Origin of the sequence: Sphaerisporangium krabiense (genome assembly GCF_014200435.1) — a bacterium.
In the GTDB taxonomy this organism is placed as follows: Bacteria; Actinomycetota; Actinomycetes; order Streptosporangiales; family Streptosporangiaceae; genus Sphaerisporangium; species Sphaerisporangium krabiense.
Genome location: NZ_JACHBR010000001.1, coordinates 1,842,833 through 1,867,166, shown reverse-complemented (window position 1 = coordinate 1,867,166; position 24,334 = coordinate 1,842,833). Strand labels below are relative to the sequence as shown.

23 protein-coding genes are annotated in these 24,334 nt (G+C 70.4%); 8 read left to right on the top strand and 15 right to left on the bottom strand.

The window, feature by feature from the left end; all coding sequences use genetic code 11:
* Window positions 1–54: 54 nt before the first annotated feature.
* Genes BJ981_RS08060 through BJ981_RS08050 form a run of 3 tightly spaced genes read right to left on the bottom strand, consistent with a single transcriptional unit; the run spans window position 55 to window position 3,644 of the window.
* Window positions 55–1,821: a dipeptide ABC transporter ATP-binding protein gene (locus tag BJ981_RS08060; protein ID WP_184609461.1), complete on the bottom strand. Its 1,767-nt coding sequence runs from the start codon at window positions 1,819–1,821 to the stop codon at window positions 55–57.
* On the bottom strand, window positions 1,822–2,727 hold the full coding sequence (locus BJ981_RS08055; protein WP_239139532.1) for an ABC transporter permease: 906 nt from the start codon (window positions 2,725–2,727) through the stop codon (window positions 1,822–1,824). It lies immediately after the preceding gene.
* Window positions 2,724–3,644, bottom strand: coding sequence for an ABC transporter permease (locus BJ981_RS08050; protein ID WP_221314671.1), 921 nt, complete (start codon window positions 3,642–3,644; stop codon window positions 2,724–2,726). The genes BJ981_RS08055 and BJ981_RS08050 overlap by 4 nt, the downstream gene beginning before the upstream one ends.
* Window positions 3,645–4,101: 457 nt before the next feature.
* On the opposite strand from BJ981_RS08050, the gene BJ981_RS08045 reads away from it, so the two are divergent.
* On the top strand, window positions 4,102–5,580 hold the full coding sequence (locus tag BJ981_RS08045) for an ABC transporter substrate-binding protein (RefSeq protein WP_184609457.1): 1,479 nt from the start codon (window positions 4,102–4,104) through the stop codon (window positions 5,578–5,580).
* A 167-nt stretch (window positions 5,581–5,747) separates the two neighbouring features.
* Here BJ981_RS08045 and BJ981_RS08040 read toward each other — a convergent pair whose 3' ends face one another.
* Complete coding sequence (locus BJ981_RS08040) at window positions 5,748–6,218, bottom strand: cupin domain-containing protein (protein ID WP_184609456.1); 471 nt, start codon at window positions 6,216–6,218, stop codon at window positions 5,748–5,750.
* A gap of 170 nt (window positions 6,219–6,388) precedes the next feature.
* Window positions 6,389–7,831 (bottom strand): aldehyde dehydrogenase family protein, encoded by a 1,443-nt coding sequence (locus tag BJ981_RS08035; protein WP_184609454.1) that lies wholly within the window; start codon window positions 7,829–7,831, stop codon window positions 6,389–6,391.
* 517 nt (window positions 7,832–8,348) lie between these two features.
* On the opposite strand from BJ981_RS08035, the gene BJ981_RS08030 reads away from it, so the two are divergent.
* Window positions 8,349–9,299 (top strand): AraC-like ligand-binding domain-containing protein, encoded by a 951-nt coding sequence (locus tag BJ981_RS08030; protein WP_184609453.1) that lies wholly within the window; start codon window positions 8,349–8,351, stop codon window positions 9,297–9,299.
* Window positions 9,300–9,312: 13 nt separating this feature from the next.
* On the opposite strand, the gene BJ981_RS08025 is transcribed toward BJ981_RS08030, so the two are convergent.
* The 7 genes from BJ981_RS08025 to BJ981_RS07995 form a co-directional block, all read right to left on the bottom strand.
* Complete coding sequence (locus tag BJ981_RS08025; protein WP_184609451.1) at window positions 9,313–9,702, bottom strand: nuclear transport factor 2 family protein; 390 nt, start codon at window positions 9,700–9,702, stop codon at window positions 9,313–9,315.
* A 191-nt stretch (window positions 9,703–9,893) separates the two neighbouring features.
* Entirely contained in the window at window positions 9,894–10,742 is an 849-nt protein-coding gene (locus tag BJ981_RS08020) for a hypothetical protein (protein ID WP_184609449.1), read from the bottom strand.
* 124 nt (window positions 10,743–10,866) lie between these two features.
* Window positions 10,867–11,487 (bottom strand): LGFP repeat-containing protein, encoded by a 621-nt coding sequence (locus BJ981_RS08015; protein ID WP_184609447.1) that lies wholly within the window; start codon window positions 11,485–11,487, stop codon window positions 10,867–10,869.
* 199 nt (window positions 11,488–11,686) lie between these two features.
* Entirely contained in the window at window positions 11,687–13,147 is a 1,461-nt protein-coding gene (locus tag BJ981_RS08010; RefSeq protein ID WP_184609446.1) for a WD40 repeat domain-containing protein, read from the bottom strand.
* Window positions 13,148–13,569: 422 nt separating this feature from the next.
* Complete coding sequence (locus BJ981_RS08005; protein ID WP_184609444.1) at window positions 13,570–14,073, bottom strand: NUDIX domain-containing protein; 504 nt, start codon at window positions 14,071–14,073, stop codon at window positions 13,570–13,572.
* 97 nt (window positions 14,074–14,170) lie between these two features.
* A complete protein-coding gene (locus tag BJ981_RS08000) occupies window positions 14,171–15,274 on the bottom strand; it encodes a serine hydrolase domain-containing protein (RefSeq protein ID WP_184609442.1) in 1,104 nt (367 codons plus the stop codon).
* A 362-nt stretch (window positions 15,275–15,636) separates the two neighbouring features.
* Window positions 15,637–16,101, bottom strand: a complete 465-nt coding sequence (locus BJ981_RS07995) for a MerR family transcriptional regulator (protein ID WP_184609441.1) — start codon at window positions 16,099–16,101, stop codon at window positions 15,637–15,639.
* Between the two features lie 489 nt (window positions 16,102–16,590).
* On the opposite strand from BJ981_RS07995, the gene BJ981_RS07990 reads away from it, so the two are divergent.
* Window positions 16,591–18,024 (top strand): SulP family inorganic anion transporter, encoded by a 1,434-nt coding sequence (locus BJ981_RS07990; protein WP_239139531.1) that lies wholly within the window; start codon window positions 16,591–16,593, stop codon window positions 18,022–18,024.
* A gap of 293 nt (window positions 18,025–18,317) precedes the next feature.
* On the top strand, window positions 18,318–19,196 hold the full coding sequence (locus tag BJ981_RS07985) for a DMT family transporter (RefSeq protein ID WP_184609437.1): 879 nt from the start codon (window positions 18,318–18,320) through the stop codon (window positions 19,194–19,196).
* Between the two features lie 77 nt (window positions 19,197–19,273).
* On the opposite strand, the gene BJ981_RS07980 is transcribed toward BJ981_RS07985, so the two are convergent.
* Both BJ981_RS07980 and BJ981_RS07975 read right to left on the bottom strand, forming a co-directional pair.
* Window positions 19,274–19,756 (bottom strand): MarR family transcriptional regulator, encoded by a 483-nt coding sequence (locus BJ981_RS07980; protein WP_184609435.1) that lies wholly within the window; start codon window positions 19,754–19,756, stop codon window positions 19,274–19,276.
* A 19-nt stretch (window positions 19,757–19,775) separates the two neighbouring features.
* Complete coding sequence (locus tag BJ981_RS07975; RefSeq protein ID WP_184609433.1) at window positions 19,776–20,654, bottom strand: SDR family oxidoreductase; 879 nt, start codon at window positions 20,652–20,654, stop codon at window positions 19,776–19,778.
* A 151-nt stretch (window positions 20,655–20,805) separates the two neighbouring features.
* On the opposite strand from BJ981_RS07975, the gene BJ981_RS07970 reads away from it, so the two are divergent.
* The 3 genes from BJ981_RS07970 to BJ981_RS07960 are packed head-to-tail and all read left to right on the top strand — an operon-like array spanning window position 20,806 to window position 22,279.
* Window positions 20,806–21,156 carry an ArsR/SmtB family transcription factor gene (locus BJ981_RS07970; RefSeq protein ID WP_184609431.1) on the top strand — a complete coding sequence of 117 codons (351 nt, stop codon included), beginning with the start codon at window positions 20,806–20,808 and terminating at the stop codon, window positions 21,154–21,156.
* Window positions 21,153–21,659 (top strand): SRPBCC family protein, encoded by a 507-nt coding sequence (locus BJ981_RS07965; RefSeq protein ID WP_184609429.1) that lies wholly within the window; start codon window positions 21,153–21,155, stop codon window positions 21,657–21,659. Before BJ981_RS07970 ends, BJ981_RS07965 begins: the two co-directional genes overlap by 4 nt.
* Window positions 21,659–22,279: a dihydrofolate reductase family protein gene (locus BJ981_RS07960; protein ID WP_184609427.1), complete on the top strand. Its 621-nt coding sequence runs from the start codon at window positions 21,659–21,661 to the stop codon at window positions 22,277–22,279. The genes BJ981_RS07965 and BJ981_RS07960 overlap by 1 nt, the downstream gene beginning before the upstream one ends.
* Window positions 22,280–22,302: 23 nt before the next feature.
* Here the strand turns inward: BJ981_RS07960 and BJ981_RS07955 are convergent, their stop codons facing one another.
* Window positions 22,303–22,917, bottom strand: a complete 615-nt coding sequence (locus BJ981_RS07955) for a TetR/AcrR family transcriptional regulator (RefSeq protein ID WP_184609425.1) — start codon at window positions 22,915–22,917, stop codon at window positions 22,303–22,305.
* Window positions 22,918–23,039: 122 nt separating this feature from the next.
* Between BJ981_RS07955 and BJ981_RS07950 the strand changes: the two genes are divergently transcribed.
* On the top strand, window positions 23,040–24,212 hold the full coding sequence (locus BJ981_RS07950) for an acyl-CoA dehydrogenase family protein (RefSeq protein WP_184609422.1): 1,173 nt from the start codon (window positions 23,040–23,042) through the stop codon (window positions 24,210–24,212).
* Window positions 24,213–24,334 lie beyond the last annotated feature (122 nt).

Below are 24,334 nucleotides of genomic sequence, written 5' to 3'. Positions count from 1 at the left end.
CCTCGTCCTTTCGTGCGGGCGCGGGAACGCATGGCCGCGTTCCCCCGCGCGTCGTCAACCGGCGGCCGCGGACACCTCCAGGGTGTCCGCGAGCAGGGCCTGGGTGTAGGCGTGCCGCGGTTCGGTGAGAACCGCGCCGGTGTCGCCGTGCTCGACGACGTGCCCCCCGCTCAGCACGATCACGCTGTCGGCGAGGCTGCGGACCACGGCGAGGTTGTGGGTGACGAACACCATGCCGAGCCCGTCGTGGAGCAGGCTCCGCAGCAACTCGACGATCGCCGCCTGCACCGACACGTCCAGCGCCGAGGTGACCTCGTCGCAGATCAGCACGGTCGGCTCACAGGCGAGGGCCCGGGCGATGGCGACCCGCTGGCGTTGCCCGCCGGACAGCTCCGCGGGGTACCGGGAGGCCAGGTGGCCGGGAAGCTCCACCCGCTCCAGCAGCTCCGCCACCCGCAGCCGTGCCGCCTTGGCGCCGAGCCCGAAGAAGTGCCGTAGCGGCTCGGCCACGCTGTCCCCGACCGTGCCCCGCGGATTGAGCGAGCCGTACGGGTTCTGGAAGATGTACTGCATGGCCCGGCGCTGGTCCTGGGTGCGCCGGCCGGCGGTCGGCGCGAGGGCCGTCCCGCCGAGCTCGACCGAGCCGCCCCAGCGTTCCTGCAGCCCGATCAGGCTGCGGGACATGGTCGTCTTGCCGCTGCCGGACTCGCCGACGACGGCCAGGCACTCTCCCTCGACCACGTCGAAGGAGACGTCGAAGAGCACCTGACGGTCGCGGTAGCCGGCGGTCAGGTCCCGTACCCGCAGCAGCGGGGCCTCGCCCGGCGCGGCGTCCTGCACCGCGGAGGCGGGGGCGGCGGCGTTCTGACGTGGACGTTCGGGCATCTCTTCGGCGCGGATGCACCGCGCCGCGTGGCCCGGCGTCAGGTCGATCAGCGACGGCACGCTCGTGGTGCACTCCTCCACCGCGAAGGCGCAGCGCGGGGCGAAAACGCACCCAGGGTGCCTGTCGTGGACTCCGGGAGCGCGGCCGGGGATCGACGTGAGCCGCATCCGCTCCCGGGCCGAGGGCACGGCGGCGAGCAGCGCCCGGGTGTACGGGTGCGCGGGCCGGGCCACGACCTCCCGGGTGGGACCCTCCTCCACGATCATGCCGCCGTACATCACGGCGACCCGGTCGGCGACCTCCCCGATCACGGCGAGGTCGTGGGAGACGTAGATGGCCGCCATCTGGTTGTCGGCGCAGAGCCGGGCCACCAGGGAGAGCACCCGCGCCTGGGTGGTGACGTCCAGGCCCGTCGTCGGCTCGTCCAGCACGGTGAGCCGTGGACGTGGCGCGACCGCCATCGCCAGCGCCACCCGCTGCTGCTGGCCGCCGGACAACTCGCGGGGGCGGCGGTGCAGGAAGGCGTCGTCCGACGGCAGCCCGACCGCGGCGAGCACCTCGCGGATCCGCGCGTCGACCTCCTTGGCGTCCCCTTCGAGCCCCTCCGCCAGCTGGACGCCGATCCGCAGCGCCGGGTTCAGCGCCGTCGCGGGATCCTGCGGGACGTAGGCCACCACGTTGCCGCGGAACCGGCGCAGCGCGCGCGGCCCGAGCGAGAGCACGTCGGTCCCGTCGACCCGCACCTGACCGGCGGTGATCCGGGCGCCGTGCCGGGCGTAGCCGAGCATCGCCAGCGACATGGTGCTCTTGCCCGAGCCCGACTCGCCGACGACGCCGAGGACCTGACCCGGTTCCAGGTCGAACGAGGCGTCCTTGACGATGGGGCTTCCGTCGCGCAACGCGATGGTCAGGCCGCGGACCTCGATCGCACTCATTCAGCCACGCCCCTCGGTACGAGCGATCACCCGGGCGGCGCCCTCGGCGATCAGGTTGCCGCCGATCGTGAACAACACGATGCAGGTGACCGGGGCCAGCACGGCCCACGGCATGTTCGCCAGCCCGGTGCGGTTCTCGCTGATCATCAGGCCCCAGTCCGCGGCCGGCGGCTGGATGCCGTAGCCGAGGAAGCTGATCGCGGCGAGGATCCCGATCGACCACATCAGCCTCATCCCGAGCTCCACCAGCAAGGGAGAGGACACGTTGGGCAGGAAGCAGCGCAGCAGGATGGTCCGGGAGGGGATCCCGGCGGTACGGGACCACATGACGTACTCGCGGTCGTTGAGCGGTCGCGCCGCGCCGCGGATCACCCGCGCGACGCCGGGCGTCATGCCGACCGCCGTCAGCACCACCAGCAGCCACGGCTTGGGGCCGATCACGGAGACGAAGAGCAGCGTGAACAGCAGGGCCGGGAACGCGAGCAGCACGTCCATGATCCGCATCAGCACGATGTCGGTCATACCGCCGTAGAAGGCGGCCGCGATGCCCACCAGCGCGCCGAGGGCCACCGCGGCGATCGCCGCCGTCGGCGCCATCCACGCCAGGTGGAAGCCACCGGCCAGCACGCGGGACAACACGTCGCGTCCCAGCTGGTCCGCGCCGAGTGGCAGCCCGTCGCCCGGCACCGCGTAGGGCAGCGCGATGCTCTTGGCCGGGTCGTGCGGCGTCAGCAGCGGCCCGATCAGGGCGAACGCCATGGTCAGCAGGACGAGCGCGCATCCGAGCCGCACCTGCCCCGAGCGAAGGATCCGCAGCGCGCCGGGCCGGTTCCGCCGTGGCGCGGAGGTATCCGGGGTGCTCGGACTCAGGTCGACCGCGTCCACGGTCTCCGACACGGTGCTCACCTCCGCTCTCCGCTCTTGCCGGTGTGCAGCAGGTCGGCCAGTAGGTTGAAGAAGTAGTAGACGGCGGCGATCACCAGCACGACGGCCTGGATGACCGGAAGGTCCCGGTTGGTGATCGAGTCGATCAGCAACGCCCCGATGCCCGGATAGCCGAACAGGTACTCGACCACCACCACGCCGCCGACGGTGAAGGCCGCCACCAGGCTCGCCGCGGGCACGGCCGGGGCGAGCGCGTTCGGGAGCGCGTGGGTGAGCAGGATCCGGGTCGGGCCGAGCCCCTTGAGCCGTGCCATCTCGACGTACTCGCTGTTGAGCACGTCGATGAAGGAGACGCGGATCAGCCGGGACAGGTACATCACGCCGCCGATCACCAAGGTGGCCACCGGCAGCGTCAGCGCCTGCGGGTGCCACCACGGCATGTCCCCCGCCGGGATCAGCGACACCGGCGGGAACCAGTGGAACACGGTGGTGCCGAACAGCGCGACCAGCAGGGTTCCGACGACGAAGTCGGCGAGCGCGTTGGCCACCATCGACGTCCAGAGGAACGTGCGGTCGAAGACGCTGTCCCTGAACTGCGCGGCGAGGATGCCGACCAGCAGCGACAGGGGCAGGATCAGCACGATCGCGAACACGCTCAGCGTGGCGGAGTTCGCCAGCCGCTCGCCGAGCAGCTGGGAGACCGGCCGTCCGCTCGTCAGCGAGGTGCCGAGGTCTCCGTGGAGCACGCCGCTCAGCCAGTGCCAGTACTGGCTGATGAGCGAACGGTCCAGGCCGAGCTGGTGCCGGAGGGCCTCGACCCGCTCCGGCGTCGCGGACATGCCGAGCATGACCTTGGCGACATCGCCCGGCATGGCCTGAGTGGCGAAGAAGACCAGGGTCGACACCACGAACAGCATCAGGACCGCCTGGACGACCATCCACCCGACCCGGCCGAGCACGGTCGTGGACCGGCGTCGAGCGAGACTGCGGCGGGGGCCTGCCGACAGGGTTGCACCGGGTAGTTCCGCGACCATTCCCGTTCCTTCGCGTCGTCCTCACCTGTGCCCGAAGGCGATGTCGATCCCAGCAGACCGGTGGGACGGCGTCTTGCACCTGCGTGCAATGCGGTTGTTGCGCAACGCACGCCGGCGGCGCCCCGCGGGTCCGGCCCGGCCCTCCGGCCTGCCCGGACGACAGAGTGCTCGCGACGACAAGGGTTCGTGCGCTGCCGCACAAGACGCCTCCGGTGTCTGGCGATTGACTCCGTCAACTGGAAACCGACGTCGTGGCGGTTTCCGCCAGACACCGAGCCTCAGGAGGAAGACCTAAATGCGCTTGTCAACGTGGCAACGCCGCAGCCGGCGATGGAAGGTGGGTGCGCCAGGTCTTGCCCTGATGCTCGTCGCAGCCGCAACAGTCGCCTGCTCTCCGCCGGAGAAGACCGGGGCGGAATCGGCCGGTGGCGACTCGGGGCAGCTCAGCCTCGGAGTGGTCGGGGGCACGAAGGACATGCTCTATCCGTACGCGCCGCAGCAGACGATCTCCGAGGAGGTGCTCTGGCAGAACACCCTCGACCAGCTGACCATGTACGCCCCGGACGGCTCGGTGAAGTACGCCCTGGCCGAGTCCATGACGCCCAACAAGAAGCTGGACGTGTGGACCGTCAAGCTCCGGCCCGGCGTGAAGCTGCACAGCGGTAAGACGTTCGGCGCCGACGACGTCATCTTCAGCGTCAGGTCGCTGCTGACCGAGAAGGGCTATCCCTTCGCCGCGAACCTCGACTTCGTCGACCCGGACGGGCAGAAGAAGGTCGACGACCTGACCGTCGAGTTCCACCTGAAGCGCCCGTTCGGCCCGTTCGCCGCCGCGTGGGCCTACAGCTCCTTCAAGATGATCGGCGCGAGTTCCACCAAGGACAAGGTGGACGGCACCGGGCCGTTCACCGTGAAGAGCTTCTCTCCGGGGGCGCAGGCCGTTCTGGAACGGTACGACGCGTACTGGGGCACCAAGCCCGGGTTCGGCACGCTCAACGTGCGCTTCTTCCAGGACCAGACGGCGATCACCAACGCGCTGCGGGGCGGGCAGATCGACGTCGCGCCGTCCGTCCCCTTCTCCGACGCCAAGACCCTTGAGGCCGGCGGGGTCAAGGTGCTGAAGAGCGACAGCATGAACGTGCTGTCGCTGGACATGCGCACCGACATCGCGCCGTTCAAGGACGTCCGGGTCCGCGAGGCGATGAAGCTGATCGTCGACCGGGAGCAGATCGCCAGCAACGCGTTCGGTGGTTTCGCCAAGCCGGCCAACGACTACAACGGGGTGAGCAGCTCCTGTCCCGCGCCGGACGTGGCCCAGCGCGCCCAGGACATCGCCAAGGCCAAGCAGTTGCTGGCCGAGGCGGGGCAGAGCGACCTCAAGGTCGAGCTCGTGACCGACGGGGCGTTCCCCGGGATGATGGAGCTGGCCCAGTTGTTCGCCCAGCAGGCCAGCGAGGCCGGGGTCACCGTCACGGTGCGGAAGATGGACGTCGCGACGCTGCTGAACAAGTGGCTGGAGTGGCCGTTCATCATCAACATCACCAGCTCGCCCATGATCAACGCGATCACCGACCACCTGCTGCCCAAGGGCGGGAACAACGCGGCGCACTTCGACGACCCGGAGTTCAACAAGATCGCCGCCGACCTGTTCGCGAGCAGTGACGCCGACCAGCAGTGCGGCGACATCCAGAAGCTGCAGAAGATCCAGTGGGAGCGCGGCGGCAGCATCATCGCGGTCACCTCGCAGGACCTGACCCCCTACACCACCAGGGTGCGCGGCCTGCAGCCCGACGTGCTCGGCCGTTCGGCCTACCTCTACGGCGGCGTCTCGGTCGGGTGACCGGACCCGCCGCCGTCGAACGGCGCCGTCCCCGCCGCCAGGCCGGGGACGGCGCCGTTCGCGTTCCACGTCCGCGCCGGCTCGGGGAGGCCGCGGTCCCCCGGGAACGCGAACGGCGGGCCGGCGCGTTCTCCGCGCCCGCCCGCCGTGATCGAGTACCGGTTCCTCTACTCGGACGTGGTGGGGACGTAGTCCCGGTTGGCGTAGGTGGGGGCCAGCGACAGGGCGCTGAAGCGGAACGGCCGGTCCACCCGGTTGAAGCCCAGCGGGCAGTGGCGGGTGCCGGCCGGAATGTAGACCGAACCGCTCTGGGTGACGACGTGACGGTGACCCTCGATGTCGAAGTAGATCTCGGCGCCCAGGTCGTGGGGGTCGTCGGGGTTGTTCCCCGTCCAGATCAGCACCTCGTCGTAGTCGTGCACGTGCTCGTTCACCCAGTGAACAGGCTCGCTGCACTCCTTGATCCAGCAGTAGGTCATGTGGATCTGGCTCTCGGGCACGTCCTGCGAGCGGACGAGTGCGAGCGCTTCGCCGATGTTGTCCGGCTCGGCGACGCCCGCGCTCGCGCCCTCGTTCACGAGATCGTCGGCGCAGTTCTGCATCTTCCGGACGAAGAGCCGCTCATAGGGGCTTGACATGTTGATCTCCTTCAATCAGCTGACCTACGGAAACCGTAGGAAACGGACTTTCCGCATTCGAGGCACTCGTCACCACAAAAGTGGGCCTTTTCCCCGCTCCTCGCGGGCGGCGTGCGACGGACGAGCGTGGTCGGCCGCCGAAGACCCGTGCTCCGGCCGGCCGTCCGCGCTCAGCTTCCGTAGTGGCACCAGACGGCCTTGACCTCGGTGTAGGCGTCGATGGCGAGCGACCCCATCTCCCGGCCCCAGCCGCTGGCCTTGAACCCTCCCCAGGGGGCGGCCATGTCGGGGATCGACGGCATGTTGATGAAGATCGCACCCGCGCGGATGCCCTCGGCGACCCGGTTCGCCACCGTGAGGTCCTTGGTCCAGACCGTCGCCGCCAGGCCGTACTCGGTCTGGTTCGCCCGGGCGATCACCGCGGCCAGCTCGTCCTCGTCGTCGTAGGAGAGCACCGACAAGACCGGACCGAAGATCTCCTTGGTGGCGATCGTCATCCCGTCCTTCACCCCGGCGAAGACCGTCGGCTGGAAGAACCATCCCTTGTCCGCCGCGCGCCGCCCGCCGGTGACGAGCTCCGCGCCCTCCGCCGGCCCCGTGGCGACCAACTGCTCCACCGAGCGCAGGTGCTCCGCGGAGACGAGCGGGCCGAGCTGGGTGGACTCGTCCAGGCCGGGGCCGAGGCGCATGCCGCTCACGCCGTCGGCGAGCTTGGCGACGAACTCGTCCTCACGCTTGCGATCGACGTAGAAGCGGGTGTACGCCGCGCAGACCTGGCCGCTGTTGAGCACGCTGCCGGCGATGTTCCCGGCGACCGCGGCGTCGATGTCGGCGTCGGCGGCGATGATCGAGGGAGCCTTGCCGCCGAGTTCGAGCGTCACCCGCTTGAGGTTGCCGGCGCTGGCCCGCACGATCGAGCGGCCGACCTCGGTCGAGCCGGTGAACGAGACCTTGTCCACGTCCGGGTGCTCGGCGAGCGCCGCCCCGGTGGAGCCGTCGCCGGTGACCAGGTTGATCACCCCGGGAGGGAAGCCCACCCGTTCGGCGAGCTGAACCAGCCGGATGGAGGTGAGCGGGGTCTGCTCGGCCGGCTTGATGATCACGGTGTTACCCGTGGCCAGCGCGGGGGCGAGCTTCCACGCCAGGATCATGAGGGGGAAGTTCCACGGCGTGATCAGCGCACACACGCCGACCGGCTCGCGGCGCGTGTAGTGCAGCGTGTCCGGGAAGGAGACCGGCGAGGTGGCGCCCTCGATCTTGGTCACCCAGCCGGCGTAGTAACGGAAGTGCTCCGCGGCCCCGGTGACGCTCACGGCGCGGGAGATGCCGACCGGCTGGCCCTGGTCCCGGGTCTCCAGGACGGCCAGTTCCTCGGCGTGCGCCTCGATGAGGTCGGCGAGGTCGAACAGCAGACGGGCGCGCTGGACCGGCGGCATCGACCGCCACTGCCGGTCCTCGAAAGCCCGCCGCGCGGCCGCGACGGCGGCATCGACGTCGGAGGCGTCGGCGAACCCGACCTCCTCCAGTAATTCCTCCGTCGCGGGGTCACAGGTCGGGATGACGCCGCCCGATGCCGGCACCCATGTCCCGTCGATGTAGACGTTGGTCGCCACTGCCGCCTCTCCTGCTCGAGTGCACTCTCGGCGCTCCCACGTCGGCGAGAGCTTCCGCCAGCATGAGGGCCGACGGCCGCGATCGGCTTGACTATGCGCGTAGGACGGTTGACCACGCGCGAAGAGCTGCGTCCACCAGTGGCCAGGGCGCGGATGTGCCCACGGCGACGACGCTGAAGCCCCTACGGGCGATCCGGGCGCGGCCCCGAGGGCGGCGCTCTCCGCTTTCGCGCCGCTTCGTACAGGGCGCCGACGTCGCGGTTCGCCGCACGGGCTCGGCATGGGGCGGGGGAGAGAATGTGCGAGACGCCCACCGTCCACGTCCGGGATACGGTCCGGCGATTCGCCGCCGAGGCTCCCGGCCGATTCGTCAGGGCCGTCGCCGGCCGCTGACCTGGCCGTATTTCCGATGGGATCGATGGGTCCCTTTTTCGCACGCGATCATATATGGTAACACGACCTGGCTTCTTGGCCTGCCGTTATAGCGCAGTGGAACCTTCTGGCAAGGAGGAGCAGGGTGACCTCAACCGCCAATGACCTCGCTGTCTCCGTCGCGTCGTCCTTCGATGAGTGGCAGAACCTCGTCTCTCGGTCCTTCGTCTCCCTCGGGGTGACCAGAGACGGCTCGCGGCAGTTCCGCGGCCGCATCCGCCGCCGCGTGCTCTCCGACGTGTCCCTGTGCGAGATCGCCGCGTCCAGCCACACCGTCCGTCGCACCTCGACGCTGATCAGCAGGGACGCCGCCGCGTTCTTCAAGCTGAGCCTGCAACTCTCCGGCACGGGCCTGCTGATCCAGGACGGCCGGGAGGCGGTGCTCGCTCCCGGCGACCTCGCGATCTACGACACGAGCCGGCCGTACACGCTCACCCACGACGGCGACTTCCGCTCGCTCATCGTGATGTTCCCGCGCACGCTGGTCGATCTGCCCGTCGACGCCGTGGGCCGCCTGACCGCCGTCCGGATGCCGGGCGACACCGGCCTCGGCCGGATGATCAGCCCCTTCCTGGTCCACCTGGCCCAGAACCTCGACCAGTTCTCCGGCGGCAGCGGGCTGCGACTGGCGCACAACGCCCTGGACCTGGTGACGACGATGTTCGCCGACGAGCTCGGCACCGCGCACCAGACGGGAAACCCGAACCACACGCTCGTCGACCGGATCCGCGACTACATCGACGCCAACCTCGGCGACCCGGACCTGTGTCCGGCCAAGGTGGCGGCGGCCCACTTCATCTCGACCCGGCACCTGCACAACCTGTTCCGGGCCGAGGGGACGACGGTCGCCACCTGGATCCGGTCGCGGCGGCTCGAGCGCTGCCGCCGCGACCTTCTCGATCCGCTGCACTGCCACCAGTCCGTCGCGGCGCTGGCGGCTCGGTGGGGTTTCCTGGACGCGGCCCACTTCAGCCGCATCTTCAAGGCGGCCTTCGACCTCTCGCCGAGCGCCTACCGGCAGCGCCGCGCGTCCTGAGCGCCGGCGGCGGTCAGCCCGACACGGCGGCGTTGAACGGCGCGTTGTCCACGATCTGCTCGAACGCCACCACCTTGCCGCCCTCCAACCGCCAGACGTGCACCATCCGCGCCCGGAGGGCGCGGCCCGTTCCCCGGTGCTTTCCCGAGTAGTGGCCAAGCGCGACCACGTGGTCACCGGCGTCGAGCAGGTCGCCGATCTCGACGGTGAACCCCTCGAACTGCTCGCCGATCGGCGCGAAGACGTTCGCCACGATCGCGTCCGTCCCCACGTAGGTGCCCGCGTAGAGCGATCCCTCGGCTTCGGTCCAGCGGATGCCGGGCGCGAACGGGGCCAGCATGCCGTCGAGATCGCCCCGGGCGGAGGCGGCGTAGTGGGCGGCGACGATGTCGGTGTTCTTCACGGTGTCACTCCGATCATGCAGGTGGTACGCCGCCCGGCACGACCACCGGCACGGCGCCCCCCAACGTACCGACCGCCCCCCACCGCCCTCCATGTCTGTACCTGCACGCCTCTTGATGCTCCGCGAAGCCGGACGGGGAGTCACCGCACCCTCAGGATTGCGCCGGTGCGTGAACGCGCCCGTCGACCAGATCAGGTCCTGCGCATCGACCAGGCGCCTTCAGCCTTGATGACCAGCAGGAATGTTCCGTCCGGCATCAGCACTTCGCCGTCATAGCGGCCGATCTCGTTGATCAGCAGCTCCTCCTCGCCGTCACCGTGGAAGGCGTACACCACGAAATTGGAGGTGCCGGTGTGGCGCACCCGCACGCTGACCAGGCCCTTGTAGGCCGGGTCGATGTGGACGGCGTCGTCCCCGGCTCCCTTCAGCCGATCGCCCGCCGAGGTCCGGGCGAGCGCCAAGGGGCTGAGCACGATCGTCCATGCCCCATCGGCTGTGATCTTGAAGGCGGAGGTCTGCGTGCCGGCGTCGATGTTGTAGACGACCGTACCCCGGTAGTCGCCGATGGTGTTGACCAGCAGGTCTTGTTCCTCGCCCTCCTGGGTGACGGTGTGCACGACGAAGTTCGAGCCGCCACGGTGGTTGATCGTCGCCAGACCCGGTTCCTCGGTGGGCTTGATCTTCAGGACTCTGGTGCCGACGCCCCGGTAGGTCCTGGGCTTGGCCACAGGACTGGGGGGCGGGGACTCCGGCTCGGCGGTCGGTTCGGTCTCCGCGGCCTCGTCGGCTCCGCGGTCTTCGGCCTCGCGCGCGCCGGGCGAAGAAGCCGCCTGCGTGGTGGTGGTGCTCTTCTCGGGGTCTATCGAGGAGAGGCTCGCGACCACCGCCACGCAGCCGACCAGGAGCATCAGAGGGAGTCCGACGACGAGAATCCAGAAGACGGCGCCGAGGCGCTTCTTCTTCGGCGGCGGATAGGGCGGATACGGGGCGTACGGCGGATAGGGCGGTTGCTGGGGTGGTCCGCCGTACTGCTGCGACATCGCTTCCTCCTGCGTCGGGACGGGACGGCAGAAAGACGCGCTTGCCGCTGGACTGGTTGGCGAGCCATGCCCAACCGGTCGGATATTCGCCGTAGCGCCCCTGGCCGCTTGGCTCGTCCCGTTGTCAGCCGTCGCCGGTGGTGCTGACCTGGGTGGTGTAGCCCTGGCGGCACACGTCCGAGGCGAGGAAGCGTGTATCGCAGCCCACGACCGAGAACACGTACCGGCGGTTGGTGCTGCGGCGCATCTTGAACGCGCCGGAGGTGCCTCCCGCCATCTTGGACGTGCCCCGGTAGCTCGTGCCGGGGATGTACCAGGAGACCACGAAGTAGTCGTAGTGGAACGGGGCGGTGGAGCCCCAGCGGAACCGCAGGTAGCCGTCCCACTGGGTGGCCACGACGGTCATCTTGTCGCCCTGCCGGGGCGACCACGCGATCTGGCCGCCCTGGAAGTGCTGCCGGACGCCTCCGCCCTCCATCAGGTACTGCTGGTTGATCGGGCAGCCGAGGGGGCCGCCCTGGCCGCCCAAGGACAGCCAGCGGTCCTCGACATAACCCTCCACGGCCAGGCGGCAGACCGCCGCCGTGGCCCGGGTGCCGGACGCCGAGGCCGACGCCGTCTGCGGCGCTGTGATCAGCGTCGTGGCGGCGGCCGCCGCGCAGGCGGCGGCGAGCATCGTCCGCCTCACGGCCCCCCGCCGACGGTCGAGCCGGCCGTGCGTGATCTGGTGGATGTTCGGATCCATGGAATGCCTTCCCCGTTCGATGGATTGCCCAAGTGCCGTTCGAGAATGGGGCGCGGCCCGGGTGTCCGGCCATCGAACCGGACGCATTTCCCGCGCGGCTCCGGCGACGCGCAGGTCGGAGCATGTGCGCCGGGCATTTCCACGGTGTCCGGCGGCGTCGGACACCCGGGGTCGGGCTAGGTCGAGACAGGGATCGGCGTCACAGGGACCAGGCCCAGAGGGTGCCGTCCCAGTGGCCGGAGACGACGACGGTCCTGTCGCCGAGCCGGCCGATCGCGATGGATTCCGCGGCGGTCTCCGGGCCGGTCAGGCCGTCGCCGTAGGGGTGGCCGCTGCCCAGGGCGAACACGCGGATGGCGGCGTCGTCGCTGCCCGCCACGACCACGGTCGCGCCGTCCAGCGTCCCGATGGCCACGGACTTCACCGCGCTGTGGATCCGGTCGCCGAGCATCCTGCCCAGGGGCTCGGCTCCGCTCAGGTCCCACACGCGGACGACTCCGTCCTCGCTGCCGGTCACCGCGACGGTGCCGCCGTTCACCGTGCCGATCGCCACGGTTCCCACGGTGCTGTCATGGCCGCCGAGGAGTCCGGCCGGACGCCGGGTGGTCAGGTCCCAGAGCCGCACGGTGCCGTCCGCGCCGCCGGACACCGCGATCGGCCTGCCCTTGGCGGTGCCGGCGGCGATGCTCTTGACCTCGGTGTCGAGTCTCCCGCCGAGGATCTCGCCGGTGCGACCAGGGAGCGCCGGGTCCCAGACGCGCACCGTCCGGTCGTCGCCGGCCGACACCGCCACGGTGTGGCCGCCGACGGTGGCCAGGGCGACGCCGTTGACTCCGCCGCCGGGTTCGCCGCGGCCGATGCGGGTGCTCGCCGGCGGGTAGGCCGCGAGATCCCAGCGTCGCAGCGTGCCGTCCACGCCGGCCGACACCGCCAGAGGGGCGCGCATCGCGATCGAGTACACGGGCTTGGCGTGTCCGGTCAGGGGGGCGCTGCGGGCCTTGCCGTTGACCGGGTCCCAGACCTGCACCGTGCCGTCGGCCCGGCCGGCGAGCGCCACGAGTTCGCCTTTGTGGACGCCGACGGCGACCGACCACACCGGGTCCTCCTCGGCGAGCGCCAGGCTGAGCAGCGTGCCGGTGCCACGATAGGAACCGGCGCCGGGCTTGGCGGGACCGGGCTTGGCGGGACCGGGTTCGGCGTCCTCGGACCAGGGGCCGTACGACCAGGCGGGGATGGCCAGGCCGGCGCCCGCCACCAGCGCCGCGCCGGCGACGAAGAGGACGCGCCGGCGCGGGATCCGGCCGTTCTCCCGCACCGCCTCGGGCACATCCGCCACCTCCGCGGGACGCGGCACGTCCGGCACATCGGTCATGCTGGTGGGCGCGGCAGGCGTATCGCGGCCGTCGTCCGCCGCGTCGGTGCGGCCGGGAACGATGGCCGTGGCCGTGGGAGGGCGGGCGGGCCCAGGGCGGGGGACGGCGCGGCGCGGATGGCGGTCCACCTGCTCGCGCAGGTCGCGGTAGGCCTCGTCCCAGGCTCGCGGGTCGCCGAGGCCGGGCGGGAGCGCGATGCCGTTCTCCGCCGCGATACGCAGACAGGTATCGACAAAAACCTCGAAATTCGCCAATCCAGGGCGAACCGGGCTTTTCTGGTTGGTCATTCCGGCGATCGTGCTGCGCTTGAGGCGAATCCTCTCCTCTTTACGGCGGCGAGGCGTGCGCTCGCTCTCCACCTCCAGTCGCCGGATCGAAAGACCGGTCGCCTCTTGCAGGGCCCGTAAACGGCGGGCGAAGCTCACTCGCGGATCGGTCGTCTCTTCCATGCGACCCTCCGAGAATTTCGCCGGTAAGGCGTCCCACGCCTCCGAATACTCCGGGCGTATCCCAGCATAACGACCTGGCCGGTACTTCGCTGAGAATTCTGCGCCCTGCGCTCGGCATGGTTACCGGACGCTCCCGCCGGGCTTCACCATTACCCGACGAGGTATTCAGAGGGTCTGGAGAGGCATATCGAACGGAGGGATCGAATACGCGAATCCAGCTATGCGATCTCGCGGCGCATTCGTTGATCAATCCGCGGCCTCTACGCTTCCGACGACCGGCCCGAGTCGAAGTAGCGGGCCGCGACCTGAGTGTGCAGTGGGAACGCCAGCTCCTCAGGGCCGTTGAGCACCAGCCACTCGCTGGTCTCCGCGGTGCGGACGACCGGCGGGAGGGCGTCCGCGGTCGTGCGCGGGCCGAGACCGAAGATCAGCACGGTGCCGTCGGGCGCGCTGACCGCGTCGAACAGCCGCACGCCGGCCGCGTCGACGACGACGCCCGTCTCCTCGCGGAGCTCCCGCGCCGCGGCCTGCTGCCAGGACTCGCCGATGTCGATGAAGCCGCCGGGGAGGGCGAGCAGGCCACGGCGCGGCTCGACGTCCCGGCGGACCACGAGAACGCCGTCGTCCACCGGAAGCACCATGACCGCGACCGGCAGGGGGTTGAGATAGCCGGTGTTGCCGCACTCCCGGCAGGTCCTCGGCCAGGGCAGGCCGGGCGCGTAGGCCGCTCCGCAGAAGGAGCAGTGCGAATTCCTGATCGCCACGCTCGTGAGCGTAGCAACGCCCGATCACGGAAAGGCGCGTGAGCGCGGCGGGCCGATCGCTCGCCTGGAGAGTGTTCGCCGCGGAGGCGGCGTTCGTTCAGGGGCAGAACTCGGCGTTCAGGGCCTGGTTCATGGCTTGGTCGACGGCGTTGTCGTCGGAGGCGGGCAGGGCGGTGGCGGTGACGGTGATGCCGCGCCGGTCGTCGTGGAAGCTGTAGGTGGCGTAGCCGGGAATGTGGCCCTTGTGCCCCCAGACGGTCGCGCCGCAGGAAAGGGTGAGCTTCATCAGGCCGAGGCCGTAGGCGAGGCCGGGCGCGACCGGAACGGTCTGCTTCATCTGGGCGAGCAGGCCGCCGGGGAGGAGCCGGCCGTGGAGCAGCAGGGCGAAGAAGCGGTTGACGTCGGCGGCGGTGGAGATCACGGCTCCGGCGGCCCAGGCGTTGGAGGGGTCGAAGCGGGTGATGTCCTCGGGGCGCTTGTTCTCGTCGCGCATGTAGCCGTGGAGGTGGGTTCCGGCGATGTCGCGGCTGGTCGTGGGCAGGTAGGTGCCGGGGAGCCTCTGGGGGGAGAACACCCGGGTGGACAGGGCGCGGGCCAGGCTCTGGCCGGTGACCCTCTCGATCAGCAGGCCGAGGGCGGCGTAGCCGGTGTTGGAGTAGCCCCAGCGTTCGCCGGGCGCGGAGGTGGGCGGCAGGCCGGCGCCGATGTCGATCAGTCGCTTGGGCGTGTAGGCGGTGGTGGCCAGGCGGCGCAACCCTGCCGGGGTTTCGTCGAAGGTGGTGGCGTAGTCGGCGACGCCGCTGGTGTGGTTGAGCAGCATGCGGACGGTGATCTGGTCGCCGCGCGGGAGCAGGCCGGGCAGGTGCCGGCCGATCGGGTCGTCCAGGGCGAGCTTGTTCTCCGCGGCGAGCCGGAGGACCAGGGCGGCGACGAAGGTCTTGGTGACGCTGCCGATGCGCCAGCGCCCGTTCTGCGGGACGGGGCCACCGGTACGGCGGTCACCGGTGCCGGCGGCGCCCATCCAGCGGCCCTTCTCATCACGGGTCTCCGCCAGCGCGCCCGGGGCCCCGGCCGCGACGATCGCGTCCAGGGCGGCCTGGACCGCCGCCCGGCGGGTGGCCTCGGCGACGGCCGGCGTGGGCGCCGATGCCATCAGGAGCGGGAGAGCCACCACCAGCGGTACGAGGACGCGTGGTTTCACAGCATGGACTCCTTATGTCAACGCTCACGGTCGAAGGACACGGGTGGTCCGGCCCCCAGCGGCAGAGCAGTGCGCTTCCTGGAGAGGTCCTTCTCGTGAGGTGGCGACCGGGTGATCTCGGCTGGCTACAACAAGTATCAATATCATCGCTGTGAGTGACATCGGAATGGTGTCGCCCGCTCCTACAGGTGACGGATTCCTATCCGCGCGAGCTGGGAGTGGGGCGGTGTCGGCCCTCTGTGCCGGTTCGGGCTCCTGCCGTCAGGCGTACGGCGGGTGTGGTCACGCCGGCGGCGCGCCGAGGTCCTCGGGTCGTAGGGGAAGTGCTGCGGAACATCCAGGCCGACGCGGAAGGACGCCGGTCAAGGAGAGTCGGCGGACAACTGGCCGGAGCGTCGTCGCAGGTCGGTGGCGAACTCCTCGGCGCGGCTCAGTTGGGTGCGCAACGCCTCGCAGCGCTCGCGGGTGGCCTGCTCGAACCGGCCGAGCCGTACCAGCAACTGCTCGCGCTCGGCCGCCTCCATGCCTGCCGTGCCGCCCGCGTCGAGCCGGTCGGTGATGGCCAGCAACTCGCCCATCTCGTCCAGCGTGAAGCCCAGCGGCTTCATCCGGCGGATCACCATCAGCCGCGCCACGTCGGCCTCGGTGTAGAGCCGGAAGCCGCCCTGGCTGCGCGCCGAGGGCCGCACCAGGCCCACCTCGTCGTAGTGCCGGATGGTCCGCAGCGACAGCTCGGTCCGTGCCGCCACCTGCCCGATGTGCAGGTGATCTCTGCCCGCCGAAGGCGCACCCTCGTCGTTGGTGGTGGAAGACGCTGTTCCGTCCATCTTTCGCATGACCTCACTGCTCAGCCAGGTACGGCAGTGCGGGCGGTCATGCCCGGCCCCGCCGAATCTCTACCCTAACGTTAGGGTAGAGTTGCCGATGGCGGTGCCGCACTGCCGCCCTCCGACAAAGACCGGACATACCCCACCCTGGCACACCCGGTCCCCCCGACGACACGCACCGGTGCCGGCCGAGTGCCGCCCCATCACGAGGTAAGGAACATCGACGCGCGCATGCCTGTGATCGCCGCCGCCTGCTGCCCGCCGTGACCTGCCCGCGTTAGCACCGCCTGCCGCCCTCTTCGACTCGGGCGCGCTCCGTAGCCCTCTGCCCGGCCGTCTTTTCCCTGCCACGGCCGGTGGCATGCCGCCCGCCGCCCCGTGCGGGCCCGCTCCATGTAAGGACGCCTGTTGCCCAGCTCATCTGTGCCCGCCCGACCGTCCGCAGTCACCCGGCCGCGGCCCGGACGCCCCGCCTGGCTGACGCCTTCGGTGGCCCGCACCGAGATCCTGTCCGGCCTGGTCGTGGCCCTCGCGCTCATCCCCGAGGCGATCTCGTTCTCCATCATCGCCGGCGTGGATCCCAGCGTCGGCCTGTTCGCCTCCTTCACCATGGCCGTGGTCATCGCCGTCGCCGGAGGCCGCCCCGCCATGATCTCCGCGGCCACCGGCGCCATCGCCCTGGTCGTCGCCCCGCTGGCCCGCGAGCACGGCCTGGGCTACCTGGTCGCCACCGTCATCCTCGGCGGCCTCATCCAGATCCTGCTCGGCGCGCTCGGCGTGGCCAGGCTGATGCGCTTCGTCCCGCGCGGCGTCATGGTCGGCTTCGTCAACGCCCTCGCGATCCTGATCTTCATGGCGCAGGTGCCCGAGCTCATCGACGTGCCGTGGATCGTCTACCCGCTGGTCGGCGGCGCGCTCGCGCTGATGGTGGCGCTGCCCCGCCTGACCAGGGCCGTCCCCGCCCCGCTGGTCTCCATCGTCGCGCTCACCGCGCTGACCATCGGGGCCCACCTGGCCGTGCCCACGGTCGGCGACCGCGGCGCGTTGCCGTCGGCGCTGCCGGTGCCCGGCCTGCCGGACGTGCCCTTCACCTCGGCCACGCTGACGCTCATCGCCCCCTACGCGCTGGCCTTCGCCCTGGTCGGGCTGATGGAGTCGCTCATGACCGCCAAGCTGGTCGACGACCTGACCGACACCCACTCCTCCAAGACCCGCGAGTCCATCGGCCAGGGCATCGCGAACATCGTCACCGGCTTCTTCGGCGGCATGGGCGGCTGCGCCATGATCGGCCAGACGATGATCAACGTGAAGTCCGGCGGCGCCCGCACCCGCCTGTCCACCTTCTGCGCCGGCGCCTTCCTGATGATCCTGTGCATCGTCTTCGGCCCGCTGGTCTCGAAGATCCCGATGGCCGCCCTGGTCGCGGTGATGATCCTGGTCTCGGTCGGCACCTTCGACTGGCATTCGGTCGCGCCGGCCACCCTCAAGCGCATGCCCATCGGGGAGACCGCCGTCATGGCCGTCACCGTCGCCGTCGTGGTCGCCACCCACAACCTGGCCATCGGCGTGGTCGTCGGCAGCCTGGCCGCCATGGTCGTCTTCGCCCGCCGCGTCGCCCACCTGGCCGAGGTCACCTCCGCCGCCGACCCCGAGGGCGGTCACGTCATCTACGCCGTCACCGGCCAGTTGTTCTTCGCCTCCAGCAACGACCTCGTCACCCGGTTCGACTACGCCGGCGATCCCGGCCATGTGGTCATCGACCTGTCGGACGCGCACATCTGGGATGCTTCGTCGGTGGCCGCGCTGGACGCGGTGGAGACCAAGTACGCCGCCCGGGGCAAGACCGTCGAGATCGTCGGCCTCAACGAGGCCAGCGCCAAGATGCACACCACCCTGTCCGGTGAGCTGACCGGCGGCCACTGACCCCGCGAAGCGCCCGCCGGGCCTGCGCTCCGACGGCCGGGTACCTCGGCCGAGCAGGACAGGGCCACGTTTCGTGGATCATGGACCGGGTAGGTCCATGGCACGCTGAGACGCCTGACAGCAGGCTCGTCCGGCCACCGGCGAAGCCTCGCACGCGTTCCGACGGTGGCGCCGCCATGGCGATGAGTGTTTCGGCGACGTCGCGTGAAGTCGGGGCCAGGCAACGTGAACACGGTCGCAACGATCGCCGCCGGGGGTGACGCAGCGTCGTCCTGCGCCGGCATGGACCAGGTATGATCGCGGTCATCTTCGCGTTGCTCTGCGCCGTGAGCAACGCGACGGCGTCGATCCTGCAGCGGCGCGAGGCGCGCACCATGCCGCAGAGCATGGCCTTCCGGCCCGCGCTGATCTGGGCCCTGCTGCACCGCCCGGCGTGGCTCGGCGGCGTGGCCGCGCTCATCGCCGGCTTCGTCTTCCAGGCGACGGCCCTGTCCTTCGGCGCGCTCGCGCTGGTGCAGCCACTCCTGGTCGTCGAGCTGCCGCTCACGATGATCGGGATCTCGCTGGTGCTCAAGGCGACGGTGGACCGGCAGTCCTGGCTGGCGACCGCGGCGCTGACCGGGGGACTGGTCCTGTTCCTGCTCACGGCGGCGCCCACCACCAGCGGCCGGGCGGCCATCTCCGGCGTGGAGTGGGCGCTGGCCGGCGGCGCGACGGTACTGGCCGTGGCCGGGCTGATCCTGGTGAGCAGGACGGCCGGTCCGATCGGCCGGGCGGCCACCCTCGGCGTGGCCGCCGGTATCGGCTTCGCCCTGACCGCGACGTTCATGCGCAAGAGCACGATCGTGCTCCGCGGCGACCCGTCCGCCCTGCTGACGTCCTGGCAGCCGTACGCCATGGTGGCCACCGGCATATGCAGCTTCTTCCTGCTCCAGAACGCGTACCAGAGCGGTTCCCTGATCGCCGCCCAACCGGCGATCACCATCAGCGACCCGGTGGCCAGCGTTCTCTACGGCACCACGCTCTTCCACGAACGACTCCGCGGAGGCCCCTGGATCGCCGCCGAACTCGTCGGCGTCGCCCTGATGCTGTACGGCAGCGTCCTGCTCGCCAGGTCACCCGCGATCCAGCGGATGAGAGACGCCCCTCCCGCGCGGCCCTCGTCGACGTGAACCCGGCCGGCGAGCTCACTGCCCGGCCTTCACTCGCGGTTGTCGTGGATGTAGGCCGGGATCGCGGAGGAGTGTGCTCAGGTGTCCTCGGTGATCCGCTGTGCTTGGCGTCGCTGGAGCCGGACCTGGTCGGTGATGAAGTCGGTCAGCAGTTCGAGCTGCTGGGGGGTGTACTTCGACAGCTGGTGCCGGGTGTCCGCGATGGTCTGGCTCCACATCTGTTCCGCCAGGCGCCGCGCTTCGTCGCTGGCGGTGATGAGGACGCGTCTTCGGTCGGCGGGGTCGCGTCGCCGTTGTGCGTAGCCGGCTCGGGTGAGCCGGTCGATGACGAAGGTGAGCGCGGTGGCGGCGATGCCGGCGGCGGCGGCGAGGTCGCCCGCGGCCATCGGGCCGTGGGTGATGAGGCACGACAGGCAGCGGGCGTCGGTGCGGTTGAGCCCGAGGGCGGTGCCGGCGGCTTGGTCGACCTGGTCGGAGGCGGTCTGCAGTTCGGTGAGGGCTCGGATGAGTCCGGCGACCAGCTGCTCTTGGGTGCCGCCTTGCGTGGTGTCGCCGGACAACGCCAACCCCCGGGGTTCGTCAGGTATCGACAGGTGAGGTGGAGGCCAGGGTAGCGGGCGAGGAGCGGAAGTCGGCGGCGTGCTCGCGGGCCCAGTCCGCGAAGGAGTACGGCGGACGGCCGGTGACCCGTTCGACGGTGTCGGTCGGGGTCGACGGCTGGTGCACCACGGCGGCGAGCCGGCCCAGCACGGCTTCGACGATGGCGGGGGGCGCGTATCGGGTCATCTGCTCGCGGGCTTGGTCGGCGGGGATCTCTTCCATGCGCAGGGTGCGCCCGATCGCGGCGCCGATGAGGTCGAGCTGGTCGGCGTGGGTGATGGCTCGCGGGCCGGTCAGGACGTACTTGGCGCCGTGGTGGCCGTCCTGGGTGAGTGCCAGGACCGCGACCGCGGCGATGTCTCGCTCGTGGATCGGCGCGGTACGGGCCAGCGGGTACGGCGCGCGTACCACGTCGCCGGCCATGATCTGCGGCGCCCAGTGCAGGCTGTTGCCGGCGAACTCGTTGGGGCGCAGGAACGTCCACCGCATGCCGGTGCGCGCCACGGCGTGCTCGAACGCCGCGTGCGCCTCGGCGACGGCGTCCGGCCGGCGTTCGACGTCGTCGAGCACGTCGCTGGTGGACAGGACGACGATGCGCTCCACCCCGCACCGCTCGGCGAGTTCGGCGAAGCGCCGCGGGGCGCCGCCCATCGCCATCAGGTAGACGGCGCGGGCCCCGCGCAGCGCGTCACCGAGGTCGTCCGGTTGGCTCAGGTCGCCACGGACGACCTCGGCCTGCCAGGGGATGGACGCTCGTGCGGGGTCGCGGGTCAGCGCGCGCACCTTGTGTCCCTGGGCCAGCAGCCCGGCCGTCACGTGCCGCCCGACGCTGCCGGTCGCTCCGGTGACCACGATCATCGACGCTCCTCCATTACTCCAAAAATTGGAATACTTGACGTTAAGGTACCCGCATTGGGCGCGTCAACCGCGGCCTTTCGTGATCGTCATCTGACAAGACCCGCCGAATACCCCGGGTCGACGCATGCCGATATCGGCATATGATGGGGTCATGGCACGAGCAGCGACGACGTCGGACGTCTTCAACGCGATCGCCGAGCCGCAGCGCCGGGAGATCCTGGTGCTGCTGCGGGCGGGTGAGCGGCCGGTGACCGAGCTGGCCGAGGAGCTGGGGATGACCCAGCCGCGGGCGTCCAAACACCTGCGGGTGCTCCGGGAGGTCGGGCTGGTGCGGGACCGCAAGGCGGGCAAGCAGCGCCTGTACGGTCTGGACGCCCGCGGGCTGCGACCGATCCACGAGTGGACCGGCGGGTTCGAGCGGTTCTGGAACGAGACCTTCGACCGGCTGGACGCCTACGTGCAGGACCTCAAGCAGGCAAGTCAGGAAGGAAGTAACCGATGAGCGAGACGGGACAAGGAGCGCCGGCGCGGTCCGCGACGGCCGACCGCGAGGTCGTGATCTCGCGGGTCATCGACGCCCCGCGGGAGCTGGTGTTCGAGGCGTTCACCGAGGTGCGGCACCTGTCGCGGTGGTGGGGGCCGGAGGGGTTCACCACCACGACGCGGTCCTTCGAGTTCCGCGTCGACGGGGTGTGGGACTTCGTGATGCACGGGCCGGACGGGACGGACTACCAGGAGTGGATCACCTGGACCGAGATCGTCCCGCCGGAGGGAATCGCGATGCTGCACGGCGAATACCGCGGCGACCCGAACGCCTTCCAGTCGGTCCTCGTGTTCGAGCCCGACGGGGCGGCGACCCGGATCGAGATGCGCACGGTGTTCCCCACCAAGGAGCTGCGCGACGAAGCGGTCGAGAAATACCACGCGATCGAGGCCGGCCGGCAGACGCTTAACAACCTGGCCGCCTACGTCACCGAGAACGTTCGGAAGGGAGCCGAGGGCTGATGGCCGGGAAGGTGTTCTTCAGCGTGTCGATGTCGCTGGACGGTTTCATCGCACCCGAGTCCCTCGGGGAACTGATGGGGCGGCAGTGGATGGAACTGCAGCGGTGGATCTTCCCGCAGCGGTTCTTCCGGGAGAACCTGAAGCTCGGCGAGGGCGGCGAGGAGGGGCGCGACAACGACATCGTGCGGGAGACGTTCGAGCGCACGGGCGCGAGCGTGATGGGCAAGCGCATGTTCGACGCCGGCGAGCGGATGTGGCCGGAGGAGGCGCCGTTCCACACGCCGGTGTTCGTCGTGACGCACGAGAAGCGCGACCCCTGGGAGCGGCCGGGTGGGACCACCTTCCACTTCGTCAACGACGGCATCGAGACCGCGCTCGACCAGGCCCGCGAGGCCGCCGGTGACCGCGACGTCCGCATCGCGGGCGGCGGCGCGACGATCCTGGAGTACGTCAACGCCGGCCTGGTCGACGAGTTCTCGATCGCGCTCTCACCCGTGCTGTTCGGCTCCGGAATCCGCCTGTTCGAGGGCGTGGACGCGGGCCGCGTGGCCCTGGAGCAGGTCGGCGCGGAGCCGGCGCAGCGGGTGACCCACCTGACCTACGCGGTCCGGGAGCGGTAACCGTCTCGACCTCAGAAGCTGTGTCACCCCGGTCCCGGTTCGAGGCCGCGGATCAGGCACGACAGGCCGAGTTCGAAGCTCTCCTGGTCGATGCGTTCGGCGTCGGAGCGGAGGCGGTGGGCCTGGGTCAGGTGGGGGTAGCGGTCCAGGTAGACCTGGACGTCGTCGGCGAAGCCGCTGGCGAAGGGGGTGGAGGCCGCGCCGATCACCAGGTACTTCACGGCTCCGGAGATCGTCGTGGCCACCCGGGGGGGCCAACCGGCGCCGACGAGTCCGCCGTGGACCGCGTTGGCCATCGTCAGGAACGTGTCGCGGCGCCCGGTGCCCGAGGCGATCAGCGGTACCGCGTTCGGATGGGCGGCCAGGGCGGCCAGGTAGGAGCGCCCCCACGTGCGCAGACCCTCGCGCCAGCCGTGCTCGAAGCCTGAGGTGTCGACCTGCGCCACCAGCAGGTTGGCCACCGCGTCCAGCACGTCCTCCTTGGTGGGGTAGTGCGTGTACAGCGACGCCGCCTGGACTCCGAGTTGGTCGGCCAGCTTGCGCATGGTCAGCCCGGCCAGTCCGTGGTGGTCGATGATCGCCAGCGCGGTGTCCCGGATGAGATCGCGATTCAGCAGCGGCTGCGCCGGTCGCGCCATTCGGTCCTGCCTCTCGAAGTCCGTCAGGCCGCACGCCTGCGGGCGGCCGGAATTGCGATCCTTGCGGGCCCAGTTTATCGTTTACCTAACGGCGTTAGGTAAACGATAGGAGTGACCACCCCATGGCCACTGCCCGCAGCCCGTTGGGCCTGTTCGAGACCGATTCGCTCATCGGCGAGGAGGACCGCGCGATACGCGACACGGTCCATCGCTTCGTCCAGGAGAAGATCCGGCCCGAGCTGGCCGAGTGGTACGAGTCCGGATCGATCCCCGCCCGTGAGCTGGCCCGTGAACTGGGCGAGCTCGGGGTGCTCGGCATGCACCTGGAGGGTTACGGCTGTGCGGGCACGTCCGCCACGGCGTACGGGCTGGCGTGCCTGGAGCTGGAGGCCGGTGATTCCGGGCTGCGTTCGCTGGTCAGCGTCCAGGGCTCGCTGGCGATGTACGCCATCCACCGCTGGGGATCGGAGGAGCAGAAGCAGGAGTGGCTGCCGAGGATGGCCGCCGGGGACGCCATCGGATGCTTCGGGCTGACCGAGCCGGACTTCGGTTCCAACCCGGCCGGAATGCGGACCCGGGCCACCCGTGCCGGCGGCGACTGGGTGCTGAACGGCAACAAGATGTGGATCACGAACGGCTCCGTCGCCGACGTGGCCGTGGTGTGGGCGCAGACGGACGACAAGGTGCGGGGCTTCCTGGTCCCGGCCGGCACTCCCGGCTTCTCGGCTCCGGACATCAAGAAGAAGCTGTCCCTGCGCGCCTCGGTGACCAGTGAGCTGGTACTGGACGACGTGCGACTTCCCGGTTCGGCGATGCTGCCCGAGGCCCGCGGGCTGTCCGGACCGTTGTCGTGCCTGAACGAGGCCCGCTACGGCATCGTGTTCGGCGCCATCGGCGCCGCCCGTGACTGCCTTGAGACGGCGATCGCCTACGCGCGGGAGCGGGAGATCTTCGACCGCAAGCTCGCCTCGTACCAGCTGACCCAGGCCAAGCTGGCGGACATGGCCCTCGAACTCGGCAAGGGGATGCTCCTCGCTCTTCACCTCGGCCGGCTCAAGGACGCCGGACTCCTCCAGCCGGAACAGGTCAGCCTCGGCAAGTTGAACAACGTGCGCGAGGCCATCGCCATCGCCCGGGAGTGCCGCACGATCCTCGCCGCGGCCGGCATCACCCTGGAGTACCCGGTCATGCGGCACGCGAACAACCTCGAATCAGTGCTCACCTACGAGGGCACCTCGGAGGTCCACCAGCTCGTCATCGGCCAGGCGCTCACCGGCCACGCCGCCTTTCGATGAAGCGGGCGCACGGACCGGCCTGACCGGAGGCTCGTGCTCGCATCGGGAGGTACCGCTTGCCGGGGGATCTCGATCTGGGCGATCCAGATCATCCCCGCGCGGGGCGATACCTCCCGCCGTCG

Coding starts and splice junctions, on each gene's coding strand:
- BJ981_RS08060 (WP_184609461.1), bottom strand. CDS start 1,821: ATGAGTGCGATCGAGGTCCGCGGCCTGACCATCGCGTTGCGCGACGGA.
- BJ981_RS08050 (WP_221314671.1), bottom strand. CDS start 3,644: ATGGTCGTCCAGGCGGTCCTGATGCTGTTCGTGGTGTCGACCCTGGTC.
- BJ981_RS08045 (WP_184609457.1), top strand. CDS start 4,102: ATGCTCGTCGCAGCCGCAACAGTCGCCTGCTCTCCGCCGGAGAAGACC.
- BJ981_RS08040 (WP_184609456.1), bottom strand. CDS start 6,218: ATGTCAAGCCCCTATGAGCGGCTCTTCGTCCGGAAGATGCAGAACTGC.
- BJ981_RS08020 (WP_184609449.1), bottom strand. CDS start 10,742: ATGTCGCAGCAGTACGGCGGACCACCCCAGCAACCGCCCTATCCGCCG.
- BJ981_RS08015 (WP_184609447.1), bottom strand. CDS start 11,487: ATGGATCCGAACATCCACCAGATCACGCACGGCCGGCTCGACCGTCGG.
- BJ981_RS08010 (WP_184609446.1), bottom strand. CDS start 13,147: ATGACCAACCAGAAAAGCCCGGTTCGCCCTGGATTGGCGAATTTCGAG.
- BJ981_RS07995 (WP_184609441.1), bottom strand. CDS start 16,101: ATGGACGGAACAGCGTCTTCCACCACCAACGACGAGGGTGCGCCTTCG.
- BJ981_RS07985 (WP_184609437.1), top strand. CDS start 18,318: ATGATCGCGGTCATCTTCGCGTTGCTCTGCGCCGTGAGCAACGCGACG.
- BJ981_RS07975 (WP_184609433.1), bottom strand. CDS start 20,654: ATGATCGTGGTCACCGGAGCGACCGGCAGCGTCGGGCGGCACGTGACG.
- BJ981_RS07970 (WP_184609431.1), top strand. CDS start 20,806: ATGGCACGAGCAGCGACGACGTCGGACGTCTTCAACGCGATCGCCGAG.
- BJ981_RS07965 (WP_184609429.1), top strand. CDS start 21,153: ATGAGCGAGACGGGACAAGGAGCGCCGGCGCGGTCCGCGACGGCCGAC.
- BJ981_RS07960 (WP_184609427.1), top strand. CDS start 21,659: ATGGCCGGGAAGGTGTTCTTCAGCGTGTCGATGTCGCTGGACGGTTTC.
- BJ981_RS07955 (WP_184609425.1), bottom strand. CDS start 22,917: ATGGCGCGACCGGCGCAGCCGCTGCTGAATCGCGATCTCATCCGGGAC.
- BJ981_RS07950 (WP_184609422.1), top strand. CDS start 23,040: ATGGCCACTGCCCGCAGCCCGTTGGGCCTGTTCGAGACCGATTCGCTC.